Source organism: Mesorhizobium sp. BHbdii (assembly GCF_053848045.1).
In genome coordinates this window covers 2,029,580-2,046,113 of the sequence record NZ_JBSPKX010000001.1, presented here as the reverse complement: position 1 = coordinate 2,046,113, position 16,534 = coordinate 2,029,580, and the positions used below count along the sequence as shown (strand labels likewise).

The 16,534-nt window shown below is 62.4% G+C and carries 16 protein-coding genes; 10 read left to right on the top strand and 6 right to left on the bottom strand.

The window, feature by feature from the left end; translation table 11 throughout:
* Positions 1 to 12 precede the first annotated feature (12 nt).
* A complete protein-coding gene (locus tag ACWTU8_RS09900) occupies positions 13 to 351 on the bottom strand; it encodes a P-II family nitrogen regulator (protein WP_006205430.1) in 339 nt (112 codons plus the stop codon).
* A 399-nt stretch (positions 352 to 750) separates the two neighbouring features.
* Between ACWTU8_RS09900 and ACWTU8_RS09895 the strand changes: the two genes are divergently transcribed.
* Positions 751 to 2,283, top strand: a complete 1,533-nt coding sequence (locus ACWTU8_RS09895) for an NAD(P)H-hydrate dehydratase (protein ID WP_455847966.1) — start codon at positions 751 to 753, stop codon at positions 2,281 to 2,283.
* The gene (locus ACWTU8_RS09890; protein WP_455847965.1) at positions 2,280 to 4,283 is read left to right on the top strand and encodes a hypothetical protein; all 2,004 of its coding nucleotides are present in this window, start codon (positions 2,280 to 2,282) and stop codon (positions 4,281 to 4,283) included. The genes ACWTU8_RS09895 and ACWTU8_RS09890 overlap by 4 nt, the downstream gene beginning before the upstream one ends.
* Positions 4,284 to 4,526: 243 nt before the next feature.
* Here the strand turns inward: ACWTU8_RS09890 and ACWTU8_RS09885 are convergent, their stop codons facing one another.
* The 3 genes from ACWTU8_RS09885 to ACWTU8_RS09875 form a co-directional block, all read right to left on the bottom strand.
* Positions 4,527 to 5,117: a M48 family metalloprotease gene (locus ACWTU8_RS09885; protein ID WP_455847964.1), complete on the bottom strand. Its 591-nt coding sequence runs from the start codon at positions 5,115 to 5,117 to the stop codon at positions 4,527 to 4,529.
* 89 nt (positions 5,118 to 5,206) lie between these two features.
* Positions 5,207 to 5,386: a hypothetical protein gene (locus ACWTU8_RS09880; RefSeq protein ID WP_455847963.1), complete on the bottom strand. Its 180-nt coding sequence runs from the start codon at positions 5,384 to 5,386 to the stop codon at positions 5,207 to 5,209.
* Positions 5,387 to 5,393: 7 nt separating this feature from the next.
* The gene (locus ACWTU8_RS09875; RefSeq protein ID WP_455847962.1) at positions 5,394 to 6,926 is read right to left on the bottom strand and encodes an acyl-CoA carboxylase subunit beta; all 1,533 of its coding nucleotides are present in this window, start codon (positions 6,924 to 6,926) and stop codon (positions 5,394 to 5,396) included.
* 388 nt (positions 6,927 to 7,314) lie between these two features.
* On the opposite strand from ACWTU8_RS09875, the gene ACWTU8_RS09870 reads away from it, so the two are divergent.
* Positions 7,315 to 8,718: a DEAD/DEAH box helicase gene (locus ACWTU8_RS09870; protein ID WP_455847961.1), complete on the top strand. Its 1,404-nt coding sequence runs from the start codon at positions 7,315 to 7,317 to the stop codon at positions 8,716 to 8,718.
* A gap of 100 nt (positions 8,719 to 8,818) precedes the next feature.
* On the opposite strand, the gene ACWTU8_RS09865 is transcribed toward ACWTU8_RS09870, so the two are convergent.
* Together ACWTU8_RS09865 and ACWTU8_RS09860 are read right to left on the bottom strand one after the other, a co-directional pair.
* Positions 8,819 to 9,793 carry an alpha/beta hydrolase gene (locus ACWTU8_RS09865; protein WP_455847960.1) on the bottom strand — a complete coding sequence of 325 codons (975 nt, stop codon included), beginning with the start codon at positions 9,791 to 9,793 and terminating at the stop codon, positions 8,819 to 8,821.
* 92 nt (positions 9,794 to 9,885) lie between these two features.
* Entirely contained in the window at positions 9,886 to 10,707 is an 822-nt protein-coding gene (locus ACWTU8_RS09860) for an SDR family oxidoreductase (protein ID WP_455847959.1), read from the bottom strand.
* 214 nt (positions 10,708 to 10,921) lie between these two features.
* Between ACWTU8_RS09860 and ACWTU8_RS09855 the strand changes: the two genes are divergently transcribed.
* The 7 genes from ACWTU8_RS09855 to ACWTU8_RS09825 all read left to right on the top strand — a co-directional run bounded on the left by ACWTU8_RS09855 (position 10,922) and on the right by ACWTU8_RS09825 (position 16,410).
* Positions 10,922 to 11,956, top strand: coding sequence for a cysteine synthase A (locus tag ACWTU8_RS09855; protein WP_029352299.1), 1,035 nt, complete (start codon positions 10,922 to 10,924; stop codon positions 11,954 to 11,956).
* Positions 11,956 to 12,699, top strand: a complete 744-nt coding sequence (locus ACWTU8_RS09850; protein ID WP_455847958.1) for an alanyl-tRNA editing protein — start codon at positions 11,956 to 11,958, stop codon at positions 12,697 to 12,699. Before ACWTU8_RS09855 ends, ACWTU8_RS09850 begins: the two co-directional genes overlap by 1 nt.
* A 35-nt stretch (positions 12,700 to 12,734) precedes the next feature.
* Positions 12,735 to 13,592, top strand: coding sequence for a 3-mercaptopyruvate sulfurtransferase (gene sseA / locus ACWTU8_RS09845; RefSeq protein ID WP_455847957.1), 858 nt, complete (start codon positions 12,735 to 12,737; stop codon positions 13,590 to 13,592).
* Positions 13,592 to 14,155, top strand: a complete 564-nt coding sequence (locus ACWTU8_RS09840; RefSeq protein ID WP_455847956.1) for a GNAT family N-acetyltransferase — start codon at positions 13,592 to 13,594, stop codon at positions 14,153 to 14,155. Before sseA ends, ACWTU8_RS09840 begins: the two co-directional genes overlap by 1 nt.
* Positions 14,156 to 14,254: 99 nt before the next feature.
* Positions 14,255 to 14,812, top strand: a complete 558-nt coding sequence (locus ACWTU8_RS09835; protein WP_135936544.1) for an OmpA family protein — start codon at positions 14,255 to 14,257, stop codon at positions 14,810 to 14,812.
* 246 nt (positions 14,813 to 15,058) lie between these two features.
* A complete protein-coding gene (gene dapB / locus ACWTU8_RS09830; RefSeq protein WP_455847955.1) occupies positions 15,059 to 15,865 on the top strand; it encodes a 4-hydroxy-tetrahydrodipicolinate reductase in 807 nt (268 codons plus the stop codon).
* A gap of 77 nt (positions 15,866 to 15,942) precedes the next feature.
* Positions 15,943 to 16,410 carry a DUF1203 domain-containing protein gene (locus ACWTU8_RS09825; protein ID WP_455847954.1) on the top strand — a complete coding sequence of 156 codons (468 nt, stop codon included), beginning with the start codon at positions 15,943 to 15,945 and terminating at the stop codon, positions 16,408 to 16,410.
* Positions 16,411 to 16,534: the final 124 nt, after the last annotated feature.

Genomic DNA, 16,534 nt, shown 5'->3' with positions numbered 1-16,534 from the left:
AAATCAGAAAGCTCAGACCGCGTCCATCCCTGTTTCCCCGGTGCGGATGCGTACAACTTCCTCGATGTTGGAGACGAAGATCTTGCCGTCGCCGATGCGGCCGGTCTGGGCGGCCTTGCGGATGGCTTCGATCGCGCCTTCGACCGCGTCGTCGCCGAGCACGACCTCGATTTTCACCTTGGGCAGAAAATCCACGACATATTCAGCGCCGCGATAGAGTTCGGTATGGCCCTTCTGGCGGCCAAAACCCTTGGCTTCCGTAACGGTGATGCCTTGCAGCCCGGCCTCCTGAAGCGCTTCTTTCACTTCGTCTAGTTTGAACGGCTTGATGATCGCTTCGATCTTTTTCATGTAAAAAGTGGCCTCCACTGCCAAAAAAGACGGGTTGTGAGCCCCGCTTGCGCCTCCTTCAAGCACGAACTGTGCCAATTTGAGGGGATTCGAAGCGGTATCACGCGATTTCGATGCCATGCCGCGTCGGGGGATAAATTCGCGTCATTCGCCGTGTTGGATGCGTCATGGATACTGGGAACCTACACATTGTCGGCGCTTCCGTCCGCACAATAATTGGGCAGACAGAGCATTTCGCGAGCATTTGTGCTTCGAAGAAGCCATTGTCCCTAACAATGTGCTTATAGATCGTGCCATCTCATCACCGTTTGCTTCGAAGCGAAAACTGGACAATGTTTGACCACAGGGATCGGGGTTTGACCACAGGGATCGGGCTTGAGCCAATGCGGATCGGCATCCATGAACAATGAAATTTTGTCTCCGGCCGAAATGGCTGAGGCCGACTGGTTGACGATTTCCGCCGGACCACTCAACGGCATTGGCCTGATGCGCAATGCAGGTGCCGCGGTCGCTGCGGTGGTGCTCGCCCGTTTTCCGGCTGCCAGACGCGTACACGTACTGTGCGGGCCCGGCAACAATGGCGGCGACGGATATGTCGTCGCCCGCATTCTTCAGGACAGCGCCGTCGACGTCTTGATGTGGGCATCCGGCTTCCCCAAAGCCGGCAGCGACGCGGCGCTCGCCGCTTCGGAATGCCCGGTCAGGCCTCGGCCGCTGTCGGAATTTGCCGCCGAGGCAGGAGCGATCCTGGTCGACGCGCTCTATGGGGCAGGGCTGTCCAAGCCGCTGTCCGGCGATGCCGCCAAGGCGGTCGAGGTCGCGACAGAGCTGAACCTGCCTGTCGTTGCGGTCGATCTGCCCTCAGGTGTGTCAGGCGAGAGCGGCCAGGTTCTCGGCCAGGCATTCCACGCCCGGATCACGGTGACGTTTGCGCGAAAAAAGCCCGGCCATCTGCTGTTGCCTGGGCGCGAGATGTGCGGCGAGTTGGTGCTTGCCGATATCGGCATCGGCGACGGGATCGTTGCGCAGCTTGAACCGCGAACCTTTGAGAACACCCCGCCGCTTTGGATAGGGAATTTCCCGGTTCCGACCGTCGACGCCCATAAATACAAGCGCGGCCATGTCGGTGTCTTTTCCGGTGGGCCGAATGCGACGGGTGCGGCGCGGCTGTCGGCGCTGGCCGGGGCGAGAAGCGGGGCAGGGGCGGTGACCGTACTCGCGCCCGCGAACGCCATGCACGTGAACGCCGCGCATCTGACCTCGATCATGCTGCACAAGAGTGACAGCGTTGCGGACGTACAGGCATTCATCGGCAGCCGCCGGCCGTCGGTCTTCGTCCTCGGCCCCGGATTTGGCGTCGGCGAAAAGACACGGGATTTTGCCCTTGGCGTGCTGGCCAACAGGCAGCGGCAAGACGGCAGGGTCGACGGGCTGGTGCTCGATGCCGATGGCATCACTTCGTTTCGCGATGCGCCGAACGCTTTGTTCGACGCCGCCCGTCGTTCGAACGCGCCGACGCTGGTGCTGACGCCGCATGAGGGCGAATTCGCCAGGATATTTCCGGACATCGCCGGGGGCAAGAATCTGTCCAAGCTGGCCAAGGCGCGCACTGCCGCCGAGCGCGCCGGCGCCATCGTCGTCTACAAGGGCGCGGATACGGTGATCGCGGCATCCGATGGCAGAGCAGCGATCAACGGCAATGGTGCGCCATGGCTGGCCACCGCCGGTTCGGGCGACGTGCTGTCGGGCATCATCGCCGGCTTCCTGGCGCAAGGCATGCCGGCTTTCGAAGCCGCCTGTGCGGCGGTCTGGATCCATGCTGAGGTCGGCAGCCGTTTCGGACCAGGGCTGATCGCCGAAGACCTGCCGCTGGCGCTGGTGCCGGTGCTGCGCGAGCTTGCCGAATGTCGCAACGAGGTGACTGCTCGATGAACCGCGGGTTTGCGCTGTTTGCCGCAGTCTTCGTCGCCGTTTTCCTGGCGCACACCGCGCACGCCGAAGGTCCCGTGACCATCGTCGACGATCCGGCCGTGCTCGCCGCCCTCGACGCTAGAGGTTTTGGCTTCGACGATATTTTCGGCGTCGATGGCAAGGGTGACCTGAGGACGCTCTATGACAAGGCGCCGGCCTATCACCAGATCGTCGAAACGATTGCGAACGACGTCGCCGCGCTGCGGGCAGAGATGAAGGCTGGCGGGCGGCCGCTCTATGAAGTCACCGACGGCAATGTCGGCCGCGTCATGGACATGCGCTGGCTGAAGACCGACGCCGCGCGCTTCCGGCTGGTCGGTGTCGTCAATAGGCTCGATCGGCGTGATTTCGCCGAAATACGAGGCGACGGGCGCTGCGGCGAGGTGCGTTTTATCTACCGCCTTGCCTACAGCTTCAAGAAAAACGGCAGGGTTCTGGCCTCGCGCCTGCCGTTCAACTTCAATGCCATCTACAGCGCCGCGCCGGACGCCGACGGCGGCTGCGTCGGCGTTGCCGGGCGCTGGACGCCGCAGCTCGACGAGACCGTCGATACCGGCTGGCTCATCGGCGGGCCGCTGGAGAAGGCCGGACTGAGCTTCAAGCAGCTCGAGCTCAACGCCCAGGTGGTGCGCTTTCCCTCCGGCCAGGAGACCGAATTCGGCGGGCAGGCCGCCTATCTCATGCGGATTTTTGGCATCGATGGAGAGACGGTCATCGAAAAGTCGCTGGAAAACACGCCCGACGCGGCGCGGCTTGCCGACGACGCCGCGCTGAAAGCAAAACTCGCCGACTATATCAGCGCCAATCTCGCGGCGGTCGATCTCGGCGTCTACGAAATCCCGCATGAATTCCTGGCGAAGAAGGTCATCTCGTGGTCGACTTTCGGCAGCGCAAGGCAGGCCAATCACCCGTTCACGCCGCTATTCCAGCCCGCGGATTTTTCTGGGCTCGACTATTCCGCGCTGAAGCTGGTGCGCACGCCGCAAGCGCTGGTCGAGCGGCTCGACAATGGCGCCTGCCAGGGTTGTCATCAAGCTGGTTCGACCGCTGGTTTCCATTTCATCGGCCTCGATGACAAGACGACCTCGCCGCTGAACCGCATCGAGGTCGGTATCTCGCCGCATCTTCATGCCGAGATGCCGCGACGCGAGGCCTGGCTGCGCGCGACCGCAGAGGGCAAGGAGCCGAACCGATTCCGCCCATTGTCCTTCGCGCCGCCGGCTGCATGGAAGGCCGCGGACGAGGTCGCCTATCTGCCGGCCGAGGTGGCGATGCCGTGTCTGATGCCGGAGGATGCGGCCGGCTTCGGCACGACCTGGCGATGCGACGGCGGCACCGTCTGCACGGCGCTGGCGACTGCATCCGGCGTGCGGACGAAGCAGGCGCAATGCTTGTTGCCCAAGGACAGCGAAAAGATGTTTTCCGGCCATCCATGTCTGACCGGCTCGATCACCAGCAACCCGGGGCAGCCTTTCAATGACCGCTACAGCATATCAGGCCAGTTCGCTGCCTTCGCGACCGACATTTCGCGCACCGCCTACACTTGCCGGCCGCCGAAGATCGGCGTGCCGGCCGGCATTGCCTATCGCGGCTGCGACGACAAGGATCGTGCCTTTGCCGCCTTCAAGCCGGGCAAGCCGATGCCGAACGAGATCTGCGGGCTGGTTGGTGGGAAAAAATTCGACATTTGCGTGGCGACCAACAATTTCGACCAGTGCCTAGGCGGCGCGGTCAACCGCGGCAACCGGCCGGCCTGCTCGGCCGATCATTTCTGCCGTGAGGATTATATGTGCCAGTCGCTACCGCCCGATACGCCTGGTATCGGCAGGGTGAAAGGTATCGGCTTCTGCTCGCCGACCTATTTTATCTTCCAGATGCGCATCGACAATCATGCCACGCCGTGGTCGGGCGTCGTCCGCGCGACGATGGGCGCGGGGTTCGGCGCGGCGGAAGCGGAGTGACCGGTACCTCGTCCCAAAAATCCAAATGGATCGCCTACCGATCGAGATAATCGGCGATTTTCGATGTCCATTCACTGTCGAAATGGCGAACTCGCTCTCCGACCATTTCATTGCTCAGCAGGCTCGACAGGGCAGGAACCAAAACCGGCTCTATCGTTGGAACGGAGCTATATCCAAGAGCAGCCAGACGTTCCGACCATGGTGGATGGTCCGCCTTCTCGTTATCGGGGGCGTCCCAGGCCTTCAGTGCATATTCTTGCAGAAGGCTCGTGCTCGACAAGTCGCTGCACACCGCCAGAACTCTATCGAGCGGCGGGCGAGGCGGTGCCATCGCGCCAAGCAACTCACGCTGAGCGGATTGTAGACCCGATCATCGAAGAACTTATCGGCTGCGGCGATCAGGAGCAGGGCGCGCGCCGTTTCGTGCGAATCGCCTGACATTGCCGCATGACGATCGGCATCGATTTCCGCTCGTCGCGATAACCGTATTCCTTCGCGTTCCAGAGAGTACGACAGCGGAGCCAGCATCCAGTAAAACAGGCTGCCGGAAACTGTTTTTCCGGGAGGAGCATATTCGAAAATCAAATCGAAGCTTTTGTCGAGCTCGGCAAGATTGAGACCGCCGTTTGTGTCCCAGTTTTTCAGATGAGCGTTTTCGTGAGCAAGGATTGCCGAAAATGCCTTTTCGTCGGTCACGGCAAGCAACGGGATACCGACGGTCAAGATCGCCCGACGGCCAAGCAGACCCAGAAACGGGCGCTCTTCCCCAATGCTGGCGTTCAAATCACTGCTTAGCACAATCGTCGTCTGGCTGGCGCGATGTTTGCCAGCCACGCTTTCCCACACTGCCCACAATTTTGGCGCCGAGTCCCGAGTAATACCTTCCACCCTGCTAGGCCGAAAACCGGCAAACAATGCTCCAATTAACAGAACGAAAGCCAGCATTGCAGCAGGTACGGCAATAACACCGCCGCGATAGCCGCGAGCGGATGCCGGTCAACGAGCAGCAGCCAGAGGAGCACCGGGCAGAAAAGCGGCAGACCAAAAAGCAGGACGGCAAACCTGCCGAAGTGCTCTCCCGTGTAGAGGACCAGGCGCGACATCAGCGTCTCACAACGGAATGTTGTCGTGCTTCTTCCAGGGGTTCTGCATATCCTTGTTGCGCAGCATGCGGAGCGCGCGCGCAATGCGGCGGCGGGTCGAATGCGGCATGATCACCTCATCGACATAGCCGCGCTCGGCGGCGACGAAGGGTGACAGGAAACGGTCCTCGTAAGCCTTTGTGTGCGCTGCGATCTTCTCCGCATCGCCGATGTCCTTGCGATAGATGATCTCGACCGCGCCCCTGGCGCCCATCACCGCGATCTGCGCCGTCGGCCAGGCATAGTTCATGTCGCCGCGCAGATGCTTTGACGCCATCACGTCATAAGCGCCGCCATAGGCCTTTCGGGTGATGACGGTGATCTTCGGGACGGTCGCTTCCGCATAGGCGAACAAAAGCTTGGCGCCGTGCTTGATCAGCCCGCCATATTCCTGCGCGGTGCCGGGCAGAAAGCCTGGAACGTCGACAAAGGTGACGATCGGAATCGAGAAACAGTCGCAGAAGCGCACGAATCGCGCCGCCTTGCGGCTGGCGTCGGAATCGAGCACGCCGGCCAGCACCATCGGCTGGTTGGCGACGAAGCCCACCGTGCGGCCTTCGACGCGGCCGAAGCCGGTGACAATGTTTTTCGCAAAACTCTGCTGGATTTCGAAGAAGTCACCCTCGTCGGCAACTTTAAGGATCAACTCCTTGATGTCATAGGGTTTATTGGCGTTGTCGGGGATCAGCCGGTCGAGCGACAGATCGTGATCGGTGACCGACTGGTAGCATTCGATCTCGGGGATATCAGCCGTATTGGAGGCAGGCAGCAGATCGACCAGCCGGCGCATCTGCAGCAACGCCTCGACGTCATTGTCGTAGGCGCCATCGGCAATCGAGGACTTGGACGTGTGGACGGAGGCGCCGCCGAGGCTCTCGGCAGTCACCGTTTCGTTGGTGACCGTCTTCACCACGTCCGGCCCGGTGACGAACATGTAGGACGTGTCGCGCACCATGAAGATGAAGTCGGTCATGGCAGGCGAATAGACGTCGCCGCCGGCGCAAGGGCCCATGATCAGTGAAATCTGCGGGATAACGCCGGAGGCGAGCACATTGCGCTGGAATATCTCGGCATAACCGCCAAGTGCTGCCACGCCTTCCTGGATGCGGGCGCCGCCGGCGTCGTAGAGGCCGATGATCGGTGCGCGGTTGCGCAGCGCCATCTCCTGCACCTTGACCACCTTTTCGGCGTGGGCCTCGGACAGCGAGCCGCCGAACACGGTAAAGTCTTTGGCGAAGACATAGACCGGGCGGCCATTGACGGTGCCCCAGCCGGTGACGACGCCGTCGCCGGCGATTTTGGTCTTCTCCATGCCGAAATCGGTCGAGCGGTGCTCGACATACATGTCGAACTCCTCGAACGAGCCCTCGTCAAGAAAGACGTCGATGCGTTCGCGCGCGGTGAGCTTGCCCTTCTTGTGCTGAGCGTCGATGCGGGCCCGGCCGCCGCCCATGCGCGCCATGTCGCGGCGGCGCTCGAGTTCCTTCAGCACGTCCTTCATCGCTCGATCCCCAAAAACGGAAAGCCTGATTTGTGGTAATCATGGCAGCAGGGGAGCGCAAGCGCCGCTTCGCCATGGCTTTCGCTGCGCTGCAACATAACGCCCCTTGCATTTCGCGGCGAACTGGGCCATATGCGGCGACATAGGCGCTTGGGCCGGGAGTATCCGGCCTTCTCGACGAATGAGACTGGTTGCGTCTGTTTTCCCTCTTTCCGAGATCGGCAAGGCGGCGAAAAAGCCCCGCGGCATGATGCATGCGGGCACGACAGCGCAGCCGCGCGGACGATTATGTCCGCCGCCTTGTCGTTCCATGAGAATTTTTCGACGGCAGGTTGCGCCCTGCCGCCACTGATGTTTGCGGCCAGGAGCCGCGTGAAAGAAGAATATTTTGACCAACGAAAACACTTTGGCCGGTAAGGACACTGGGGAACTTTCGGGTTTCGCAGCACTTGGAATTACCGGCGCGCTGCTCAAGGCCACCCACGGCGCCGGCTTCACTGATCCCAAGCCGATCCAGGCCCAGGCGATCCCGCCGCAGCTGGAAGGCCGTGACATTTTCGGCATCGCCCAGACCGGTTCGGGCAAGACCGCGGCGTTCGCGCTGCCGATCTTGTCGAAGATCATCGGGCTCGGCACCAAGCGCCGGCCGAAGACCGCTCGTGCGCTGATTCTCGCGCCGACGCGCGAACTGGCCGTGCAGATCGAAGATACCATCAAGATCCTGGCCAAGGGCGCGCATGTCTCGACCGCGCTGGTGCTGGGCGGCGTCTCGCGCTTCAGCCAGGTGAAGAAGGTTGCCCCCGGCGTCGACATCCTGATCGCCACGCCTGGCCGGTTGACCGACCTGGTGCGCGAGGGCGACCTCGTGCTTGCCGACACCAAATGGCTGGTGCTCGACGAGGGCGACCGCATGCTCGACATGGGCTTCATCAACGACGTCAAGCGCATCGCCAGGGCAACCGCGCCGGACCGTCAGACGGTGCTGTTCTCGGCGACCATGCCGAATGAAATCGCCGAGCTGGCGAAAGGCTTGCTGAGGAATCCGATCCGCGTCGAGGTCGCGCCGCAGAGCACAGCTGCGGCCGAGATCGTGCAGGGCGTCGTCTTTGCCCGCACCAAGCAGAAGCGCCAGGTGCTGTCGACGATGCTCGCCGACGAGGCAATGAAGTCCGTCATCATCTTTTCGCGCACCAAGCATGGCGCCGACAGGGTGACCAAGGACCTCGAGCGCGACGGCTTCAAGGCCGCCGTCATTCACGGCAACAAGTCACAGAACGCTCGCCAGAAGGCGCTGAACGATTTCCGCGAGGGTTCGGTGCGCATTCTTGTGGCGACCGATATTGCAGCGCGCGGTATCGACGTGCCCGGCATCAGCCACGTGGTGAATTTCGACCTGCCGGACGAGGCGGAGAGCTATGTCCACCGCATCGGCCGTACCGGCCGCAACGGCATGGACGGCATCGCCATCACGCTCTGCGATCCGTCCGAGAACAGCAAGCTGCGCCAAGTCGAGCGCATCATCCGCACCAAGCTGCCGATCGTTGCCGACCATCTCGGCAGCCCCGACCCGCAGCGCAATCCCGCCGAAAAGAACGAGCGCAGCTTCGAGCCGGCCAACGACCGCAATGGCCGTCGCGACGGCAGGCGGCCAGGTGGCCAGAACAACGGCTTCGGCAAGAAGCGCTTCGGCGAGGCCTTCGCCGGCGAGCGTAAGCCGGAAGGCGCCAAGCCGTTCAAAGGCAACAACAAGCGTCGTTTCGGCGGCAAGCGGCCAGCAGCGCGGGCTGCGTAATCAGATAGTGCATCCGGCCGAGCCTGTCGGGCTCGGCTCGGCTGCTCACAATTGAAAAAGGCGATCGGACGATGCTTCGGTCGCCTTTTTCGCCTGAGATCTACTTCACCACCGCCTCTACCCACACAACAATGCGCTGCGCGAGGAAAGCCGTGGTTGCTGGCGACAGCGCGTCACCGGCGATAACGTGGTTGTCCCGATCGCCGGTATCATCGACCGGCACCAGTTCGTGCGCGGTGCCCCAGCGCCCGGCAATTTCGCGGGTGCGGTCGGACCGCACGATCTTGTCCGAATCCGAAAAGATGAAGAGGGCAGGGATGGTCGCCTTCTCTACCGGCGCGCCGTAGGCAAGCTCAGTCAGCGCCACCATCGGCAGGGTCGCCGCGATCGGATAGCGGTAGGTCCAGAATTTCTCGTGCAGGGCATTGCGTGGCACGAAGCTGCGCTGCTTGCCGGCGACCAGCTCGGCGATCTCTCGGCCCCACGGCATGGTCAGGAGTTCGGCGCCGGAAGCCTTGACGCCGAAATTCGGCGAGATGAACGCGATTGCCGCAACCCCGTTCGAGGCGCCCGGCTGCGTCGCAGCCCAGGCTGCCAGCGAGCCGCCGGTCGAGGTGGCGATGACGATCACCTTGTCGCCGATCGCCCGGCCAATGGCGAGCGCTTCCTCGTAGTCGTTGATCCAGGCGTTGACGCTGCCTTCGGCCATCGCGGCACCGCCCTGTCCGTGGCCGGTGAGGCGGGTGTAATAAAGGTTGGCGTCGAGCTGGTCGGCCACCTCGTCCGGCAGCGGACGAACCTCGCCCTTCGACGCCGAAAAGCCGTGGATATAGACGATTGACAGCGGCGTCCTGGCATGAACCATCGGATTGGCCCAGATGATTTCCTTTTCCAGCCCGTCGTAGATGCCCGGTACGGCAGCCTCCTTGCCTGCCAGATAGGCTTGCGGGTCATCGCCGATCACAGAAGGATCGAAGCGGATCGTGGTGTCGGCTTGGACGCGCGGGCCAAGCACGAAGGCAAGAAAAAGAATGATGGCGAGACCCAACACCGCAAGCACGATTCGTCGCCCCATCGCAGACTCCACGCAACAATTCTCAACCTATGGCCGCGATGGCAAACAGGCAACGACGTCCCGCCCGCGGGATCGCCAACTTGATGGCCGGGCTATTCGCTGGGCGGCTTGCGGTCGAAATTCAGCGGACGCGCCTTCCAGCGGGTCGTGGTGCTGATGACCCATCGGCAGAACGGTCTCGGCAGGATTCTGAGCAGCTTCAGGCCCCAGCTCAAGCGGCGCGGGAAGGTGACTTCGAAGCCGCCGGAATTAATGCCGCGCGCCATGCGGCGCGAGGCGCGATTGACGGGCATCAACCCGGGCATCGGCAGCAAATTCTTCTCGGTCAGCGGGGTGTCGACAAAGCCCGGATTTATCACCTGGATGCGGACGTTCATCTTGTCGAAATCGTATTTCAGCGCCTCTGCGAGGATATTGACCGCCGCCTTGGTCCCGCCATAGGCGGCCGTGGTCGGCCAGCCGAAATAAGCGGTGACCGAACCGACCAGGACGATATGGCCGCGGGCGCGGACGCGCATGCGTTCGATGACCGGCACCAGGCCGTTGATGATGCCGAAATAATTGACATCGAAGGACTGGCGAAATCCACGGACGGTGAGGTCTTCGCCGGCGGTCGCAATATAGCTCCCGGCATTGAAGACGGCCAAGACGATCGGGCCAAGATCCTTCTCGATCGCTGCGACCGTCTTTGCCATGCGTCTCTCATCGGTGACGTCGCAAGGATAGGCCGTGACATGGCCCGGCATCTGCGCCGTCTCGACAACAAGCGTGTCGATCGGATCCTCGTCGAGCGCCGTCACCGCGACGGCATAGCCTTGCGCCGAGAGGTCCTTGGCCAGTGAACGGCCGATGCCGCTGCTGCCGCCCGTTATCCAGGCGACGCCGTGCTTCGGGTTGGCCCGATAGAGTGTCATGCTATGCCCTGCGACTTTTTCTTAGCCTGTGCTCTAGCGGTGAAGAAATCGAATTAAAAGAGCGCTTTTCAACGGGGAGCTTCAATGAATGGCGGAACGCAAGGTCTATTTTAGGAGATTGCAGCCCAGAAATGCCGCTGGACCAGGCAAATTCTTGCCTTGAAACCGAAGCTTCGGGTTTCTAGGGTTCCGCCGCAAGCATAAAGGAATCTCCATGCCTCGTTCTGTGATCGAAGCGATCGGCAATACGCCTCTGATCCGCCTCAAAAAAGCCTCGGAAGAAACCGGCTGCGAGATCCTGGGCAAGGCCGAATTTATGAATCCGGGCCAGTCGGTCAAGGACCGTGCCGCGCTGTTCATCATCCGCGATGCCGAGCAGCGCGGGCTCTTGAGGCCGGGTGGGGTCATCGTCGAGGGGACGGCCGGCAACACCGGCATCGGATTGACGCTGGTTGCCAAGGCGCTTGGCTACCGCACCGTGATCGTCATCCCCGAGACGCAAAGCCAGGAGAAGAAGGACACGATCAAATTGCTCGGCGCCGAGCTGATCGAGGTGCCTGCCGTTCCCTACAAGAACCCCAACAATTATGTGAAACTGTCGGGCCGTCTGGCCGAGCAGATGGCCCGGTCCGAGCCGAACGGCGCGATCTGGGCCAATCAGTTTGACAACGTCGCCAATCGTGACGGCCATACCCGCACCACAGCGGAAGAAATCTGGGCCCAGACCGGCGGCAAGGTCGACGGTTTCGTCTCGGCGGTCGGCTCCGGCGGAACACTGGCCGGCATCGCTTTCGGGCTTAAGTCCAAGAGCAAGGACGTCAAGATCGCGCTCGCCGATCCGCTGGGTGCGGCGCTCTATAGTTTCTACACCAGCGGAGAGCTGAAATCCGAAGGCAGCTCGATCACCGAAGGCATCGGGCAGGGGCGGGTCACCGCCAATCTGGAAGGGTTCACGCCGGATTTCTCCTTCCAGATTCCGGACGAGGATGCACTGCCGATCGTCTTCGACCTTATCCAGGAGGAGGGTCTGTGCGTCGGCGGCTCCACCGGCATCAACATTGCCGGCGCGATCCGGTTGGCGCGTGAAATGGGCCCCGGCCACACCATCGTGACCGTGCTTTGCGACTACGGCACGCGGTATCAGTCGAAATTGTTCAACCCGGAATTCCTGCGCCAAAAGAAGCTGCCGGTACCGGGCTGGATGGAACAGCGGAGCACAATTTCGGTGCCGTTCGAAAAGGTCGCGTGATGGCTTACAGGACGGAAGCGCTGTTTCGCGACGACGCCTATCTCAGGACGGCTGACGCCACGATTGTAGCCGTCAACGATCGTGGCGGCATAATACTGGACCGGACGATCTTCTATGCCACGTCGGGCGGGCAGCCGGGCGATACGGGCACCCTCGAACGCGACGACGGCAGCCTGATCGCTGTTGCCGCCACCATCACCGGTCAGACCAAAGACGAGATCATTCATGTGCCGCAGCCTGAGCAGGCGGTGCTTGAGGTCGGCGAACCGATAAAGCTCGCCGTCGATTGGGAGAGGCGGCATTTGCTGATGCGCATGCACACAGCCTGCCATTTGCTCACCGTCGTCTGCCCGTTCCCGATCACCGGCGCCTCGGTTTCCGAGGACGACAGCCGTGTCGACTTCGACATCCCGGATGCCGGCTTCACCAGGGAAGACGTGACGGCCAGGTTGATGGAACTGGTGCGGGCCGACCACCCGGTCTTTGTCAGGCTGATCACCGACGAGGAACTGGCGGCCAATCCGGCGCTGGTGAAATCCAAGAATGTTCGGCCACCCGCCGGCACGGGCAAGATCCGCCTGGTCTGCATTGGCGAGAACGCCTCGATCGACAGCCAGCCTTGCGGCGGCACCCATGTGAAGAGCACTGGAGAAGTCGGCGAGATCCATATCGGCAAGATCGAGAAGAAGGGTCGCGAGAACCGACGCTTCCGAATACGCTTTGGACCGATGCCGCCGGCCTGATAAACAGATTGTCAAAGGCGGGCAGGAGAAGAAGAATGGCCGAAGACAGCCCTTTCACCGTCGATGCGGACTGGTTGCAGAAGCGCCTCGGCGAGCCTGGCCTGACCATCGTCGACGCGTCCTGGTATCTGCCGGCGCAGAAGCGCGACGCGCGCGCCGAATATGACGCAGCGCACATTCCAGGCGCCCGTTTCCTGGATCAGGATGCGATCTCGGATCCCGATTCCCCACTGCCGCACACGCTGCCGTCGCCGCAGCATTTCGCCCAATATGTCGGCGCCATGGGCATTTCGGCCGACGACACCATCGTGGTCTATGACGGTCCGGGCTTCTTCTCGGCGCCGCGCGCCTGGTGGATGTTCCGTGTCATGGGGGTGTTCCAGGTCTACGTGTTGGACGGCGGCTTCGACCGCTGGAAAGCGGCTGGACGGCCGGTGACGGCGGAGCCGACGAAGATCGCGCCTTGCGTGTTTCATGCCGACTTCGATGCCGCCCGCGTCGCCAGCCTGGCCGACATGCGCCGTATCGTCGAGACCGGGAAAAGCCAGATCGCCGACGCGCGCTCGCCTGGCCGGTTTGCCGGTACCGAGCCGGAGCCTCGCGCCGGCGTCCGCTCAGGCCATATGCCCGGCGCGCACAACGTGCCGTTTTCGGCGCTTGCCGAGAACGGCGAGCTGCTGTCGAAAGACCGACTGCGCAAGGTGATCGAGGACGCCGGCATCGACCTGTCGAAGCCGGTCGTCACCTCTTGCGGCTCAGGCATCACTGCGGCGGCGATCACGCTGGCGCTCGAGACGCTTGGCCATACCGACAACAGGCTCTACGACGGTTCATGGACGGAATGGGGTGGGCTTAGCGATACGCCCGTCGTGACGGGCAAGGATCGACAGTGATGGAAAACGGAGCGCTTGAAGACATCGAGGTCACGGTGACGTTTCTCGAAATGCATGTGCCGCCGGCCTACTCGCCGCCGGTGCCGTACAACCGCCAGATCGCATTGCTGAAGACCAAGGACATTCCGCTGCATTTCTACCGCTACCTGATGGATCGGGTAGGCCGCAAATGGCACTGGGTCAACGTGCTGAGGCTGAGCGACGAGGAGCTTTCTGCAGGCATCCATCGCGAGGACCGCGACATCAGGGTGCTGTATCTCGATGGGTCGCCGGCCGGTTTCTTTGACCTAAAGCCGCATCTGCCGGAAGAAGTGGAACTTGCCTATTTCGGCATGATGGAGCACGCGACCGGCCAAGGCATCGGCCGCTGGTTCCTGGGTGCGGCGATCGCCGCCGCCTGGTCGCACGATCCAAGGCGGGTGACGGTGCAGACCTGCACGCTCGACCATCCGGCGGCATTGCCGCTCTACCAGAAGCTCGGCTTTGCACCGGTCGCGCAAAAGAAGGAGATCGTGCATCCAATGACTTTCGCCGAGCGTGCGGCCAGTGTCATGCGGCCATGATTTTCTCCGCAAACTGAACCTATTGTTCATCAATGCTTCAGCTTATCTTCGCCATCTTGCCGGCACCATCAATGCGGCCGAGGCCGAAGGAGAAAAGACATGCTGACCCGACGCACATTTGCCGCCGCGCTGGTTGCGGCCCTCGCCATGCCGACCCTTGCCGCCGCTCAGGCAACCACGCCTTCGGCGGCGACGATCGAGCGTCAGCTCGAGGCCGCGCCCCGCGTTAAGCTGCGCCCGAACCAGCGCGTCACCATCCGCGAATTCAAGAGGCGGCCGGACCTGCGGCGCATGGCCCGTTCGATCGATATCCAGTCGATCAATTTCGCCTTTGGCTCGGCGGCCATCTCCGAATCGCAATATGGCAAGATCGAAAACATCGCCGATGCGCTTCAGCGCATCCTGCGGCGCGACCCCGGCGCCCGCGTGCTGATCGAAGGCCATACCGACGCGGTAGGCTCCTTCCAATCGAACCAGATCCTGTCCGAACAGCGCGCCGCCTCGCTGAGGCGCACCTTGGTGCGCGAATTCGGCGTGCCGGGCTATACACTGGAAACCGTCGGTTACGGCGAGGAATTCCTGCTCGTGCAGACGCAGAACGAGAATTGGCGCAATCGCCGGGTGACGCTCCGCCGCTTCGACGACTTCATCCGCTGAGCCTGTCCGAAATCCGCATTGGCGGCCATCTGAAGGCGTCTTCTGCGCTTCCGGTGCTCACGGACCTGAATGTCCGCTCCGCTCCGGTTCTCGAAGACACCATCATCTGACTCGCCACTGCGATTTTCGAATCAGGCTCAGTCACTGCGGTCTGGATCAACACCCGGAAAAGAGCCGGGCTTGAACGAGCCGCGCTCTTTACATATCGCTGTCGGTCAAGGCTCGATGGTAATGGAGGACCAAACGATGACGATACGCGTTGTGATGGCCGGTGCGACCGGCTGGGTCGGCAAGGCGCTGGTTCCGGCGATCGGGGCGCAAGGCGACATGGCACTGGCCGGGGCTGTGTCACGCAGCAGCGCGGGGCAGGATTCCGGCCTGCTGGTTGGCATGCCGGCCAACGGCATCACCGTTTCCGCCTCTTTGGCCGAGGCGCTGGAGGTGCCGTCGGACGTGCTGGTCGACTACACCAAGCCGCATCTGGTGAAAGACCATGCGCTGCTGGCCATAGAAAAAGGACGGCACGTTGTGATAGGCACGTCGGGGTTGGGTGCGACCGATTTCGGCGAGATCGACGCTGCAGCACGCGCCAATCGTGTCGGCGTCATTGCAGCCGGCAATTTTTCAATCACCGCCACGCTGATGAAGCGGTTTGCCCTGGTGGCGGCGAAATACGTGCCGGATGTCGAGGTGATCGACTATGCGAGCGCCAAGAAACCCGACGCGCCGTCCGGCACCGCGCGCGAGCTTGCCGAAGCGCTAGCCGATGTCCGCAAGGCTTCGACCGCGCGGCCGGTCTCGGAGATCTCGGGTGTGCCGGGAACCCGCGGTGCGGCGGTCGGTACGGGCGAGGGGGTGCAGGTGCATGCGCTTCGCCTGCCTTCCTACATCCTGTCCTGTGAGGCGCTGTTCGGCCTGCCCGACGAGCGGCTGACCATTCGTCACGACGCCGGCTCGTCCGCTGCTCCTTACGTGGCCGGCACGCTGCTCGCTATCAGGCGGGTACAGGAGATCACGGGACTGGTGCGCGGTCTCGACGCCTTGATGGAATGATCCAAATTGGCAGGAATCGGGTGGGTCACGCTGGCGCAGCGGCGTAATTTTCGGTCGACGACACCGGAGATTTCGCCATGGCCATCCAGTTCAAAGCCTTGCCTACGGAAGATGTCAGAGCCTTGCAGCGCGGCGCGCCGGACGCCTATGGCCTGATACCAGAGCGGAAAATATCCGACGGTGACGGCGTGCCTTGCCGCCACTGCCTGAAGAACGTGGCCGCTGGAGAAGCCTATCTCGTCCTGGCTTACCGGCCATTCCCGGAATTGCAGCCCTACGCCGAGACCGGTCCGATCTTTCTGCATGCCGAAGAATGCGAGCGCGCTGCCGAAGCCGAGGCGCTTCCAGAAATGCTCGAAAGCGCCGACTACATCGTGCGCGGCTACGGCAGGGACGACCGCATCGTCTATGGCAGCGGCGGCGTCATTCCGACGGGCGCCATCGCGGCGCGGGCCGAGACCTTGTTCGAACGCGACGAGATTGCCTATGTGCATGTCCGCTCGGCGCGCAACAATTGCTACCAGTGCCGTATCGAGCGCGCGTGACGATTCGGGCGGTATTCATCGATCGCAGCTGTCGTACGCCTGTCGCATTGTCGCGTTACGGAATTGATTGTCGATCGATTTGCCGACCGCGGATGAACCGGCGGGAAGTCTCGACATCAGAGGA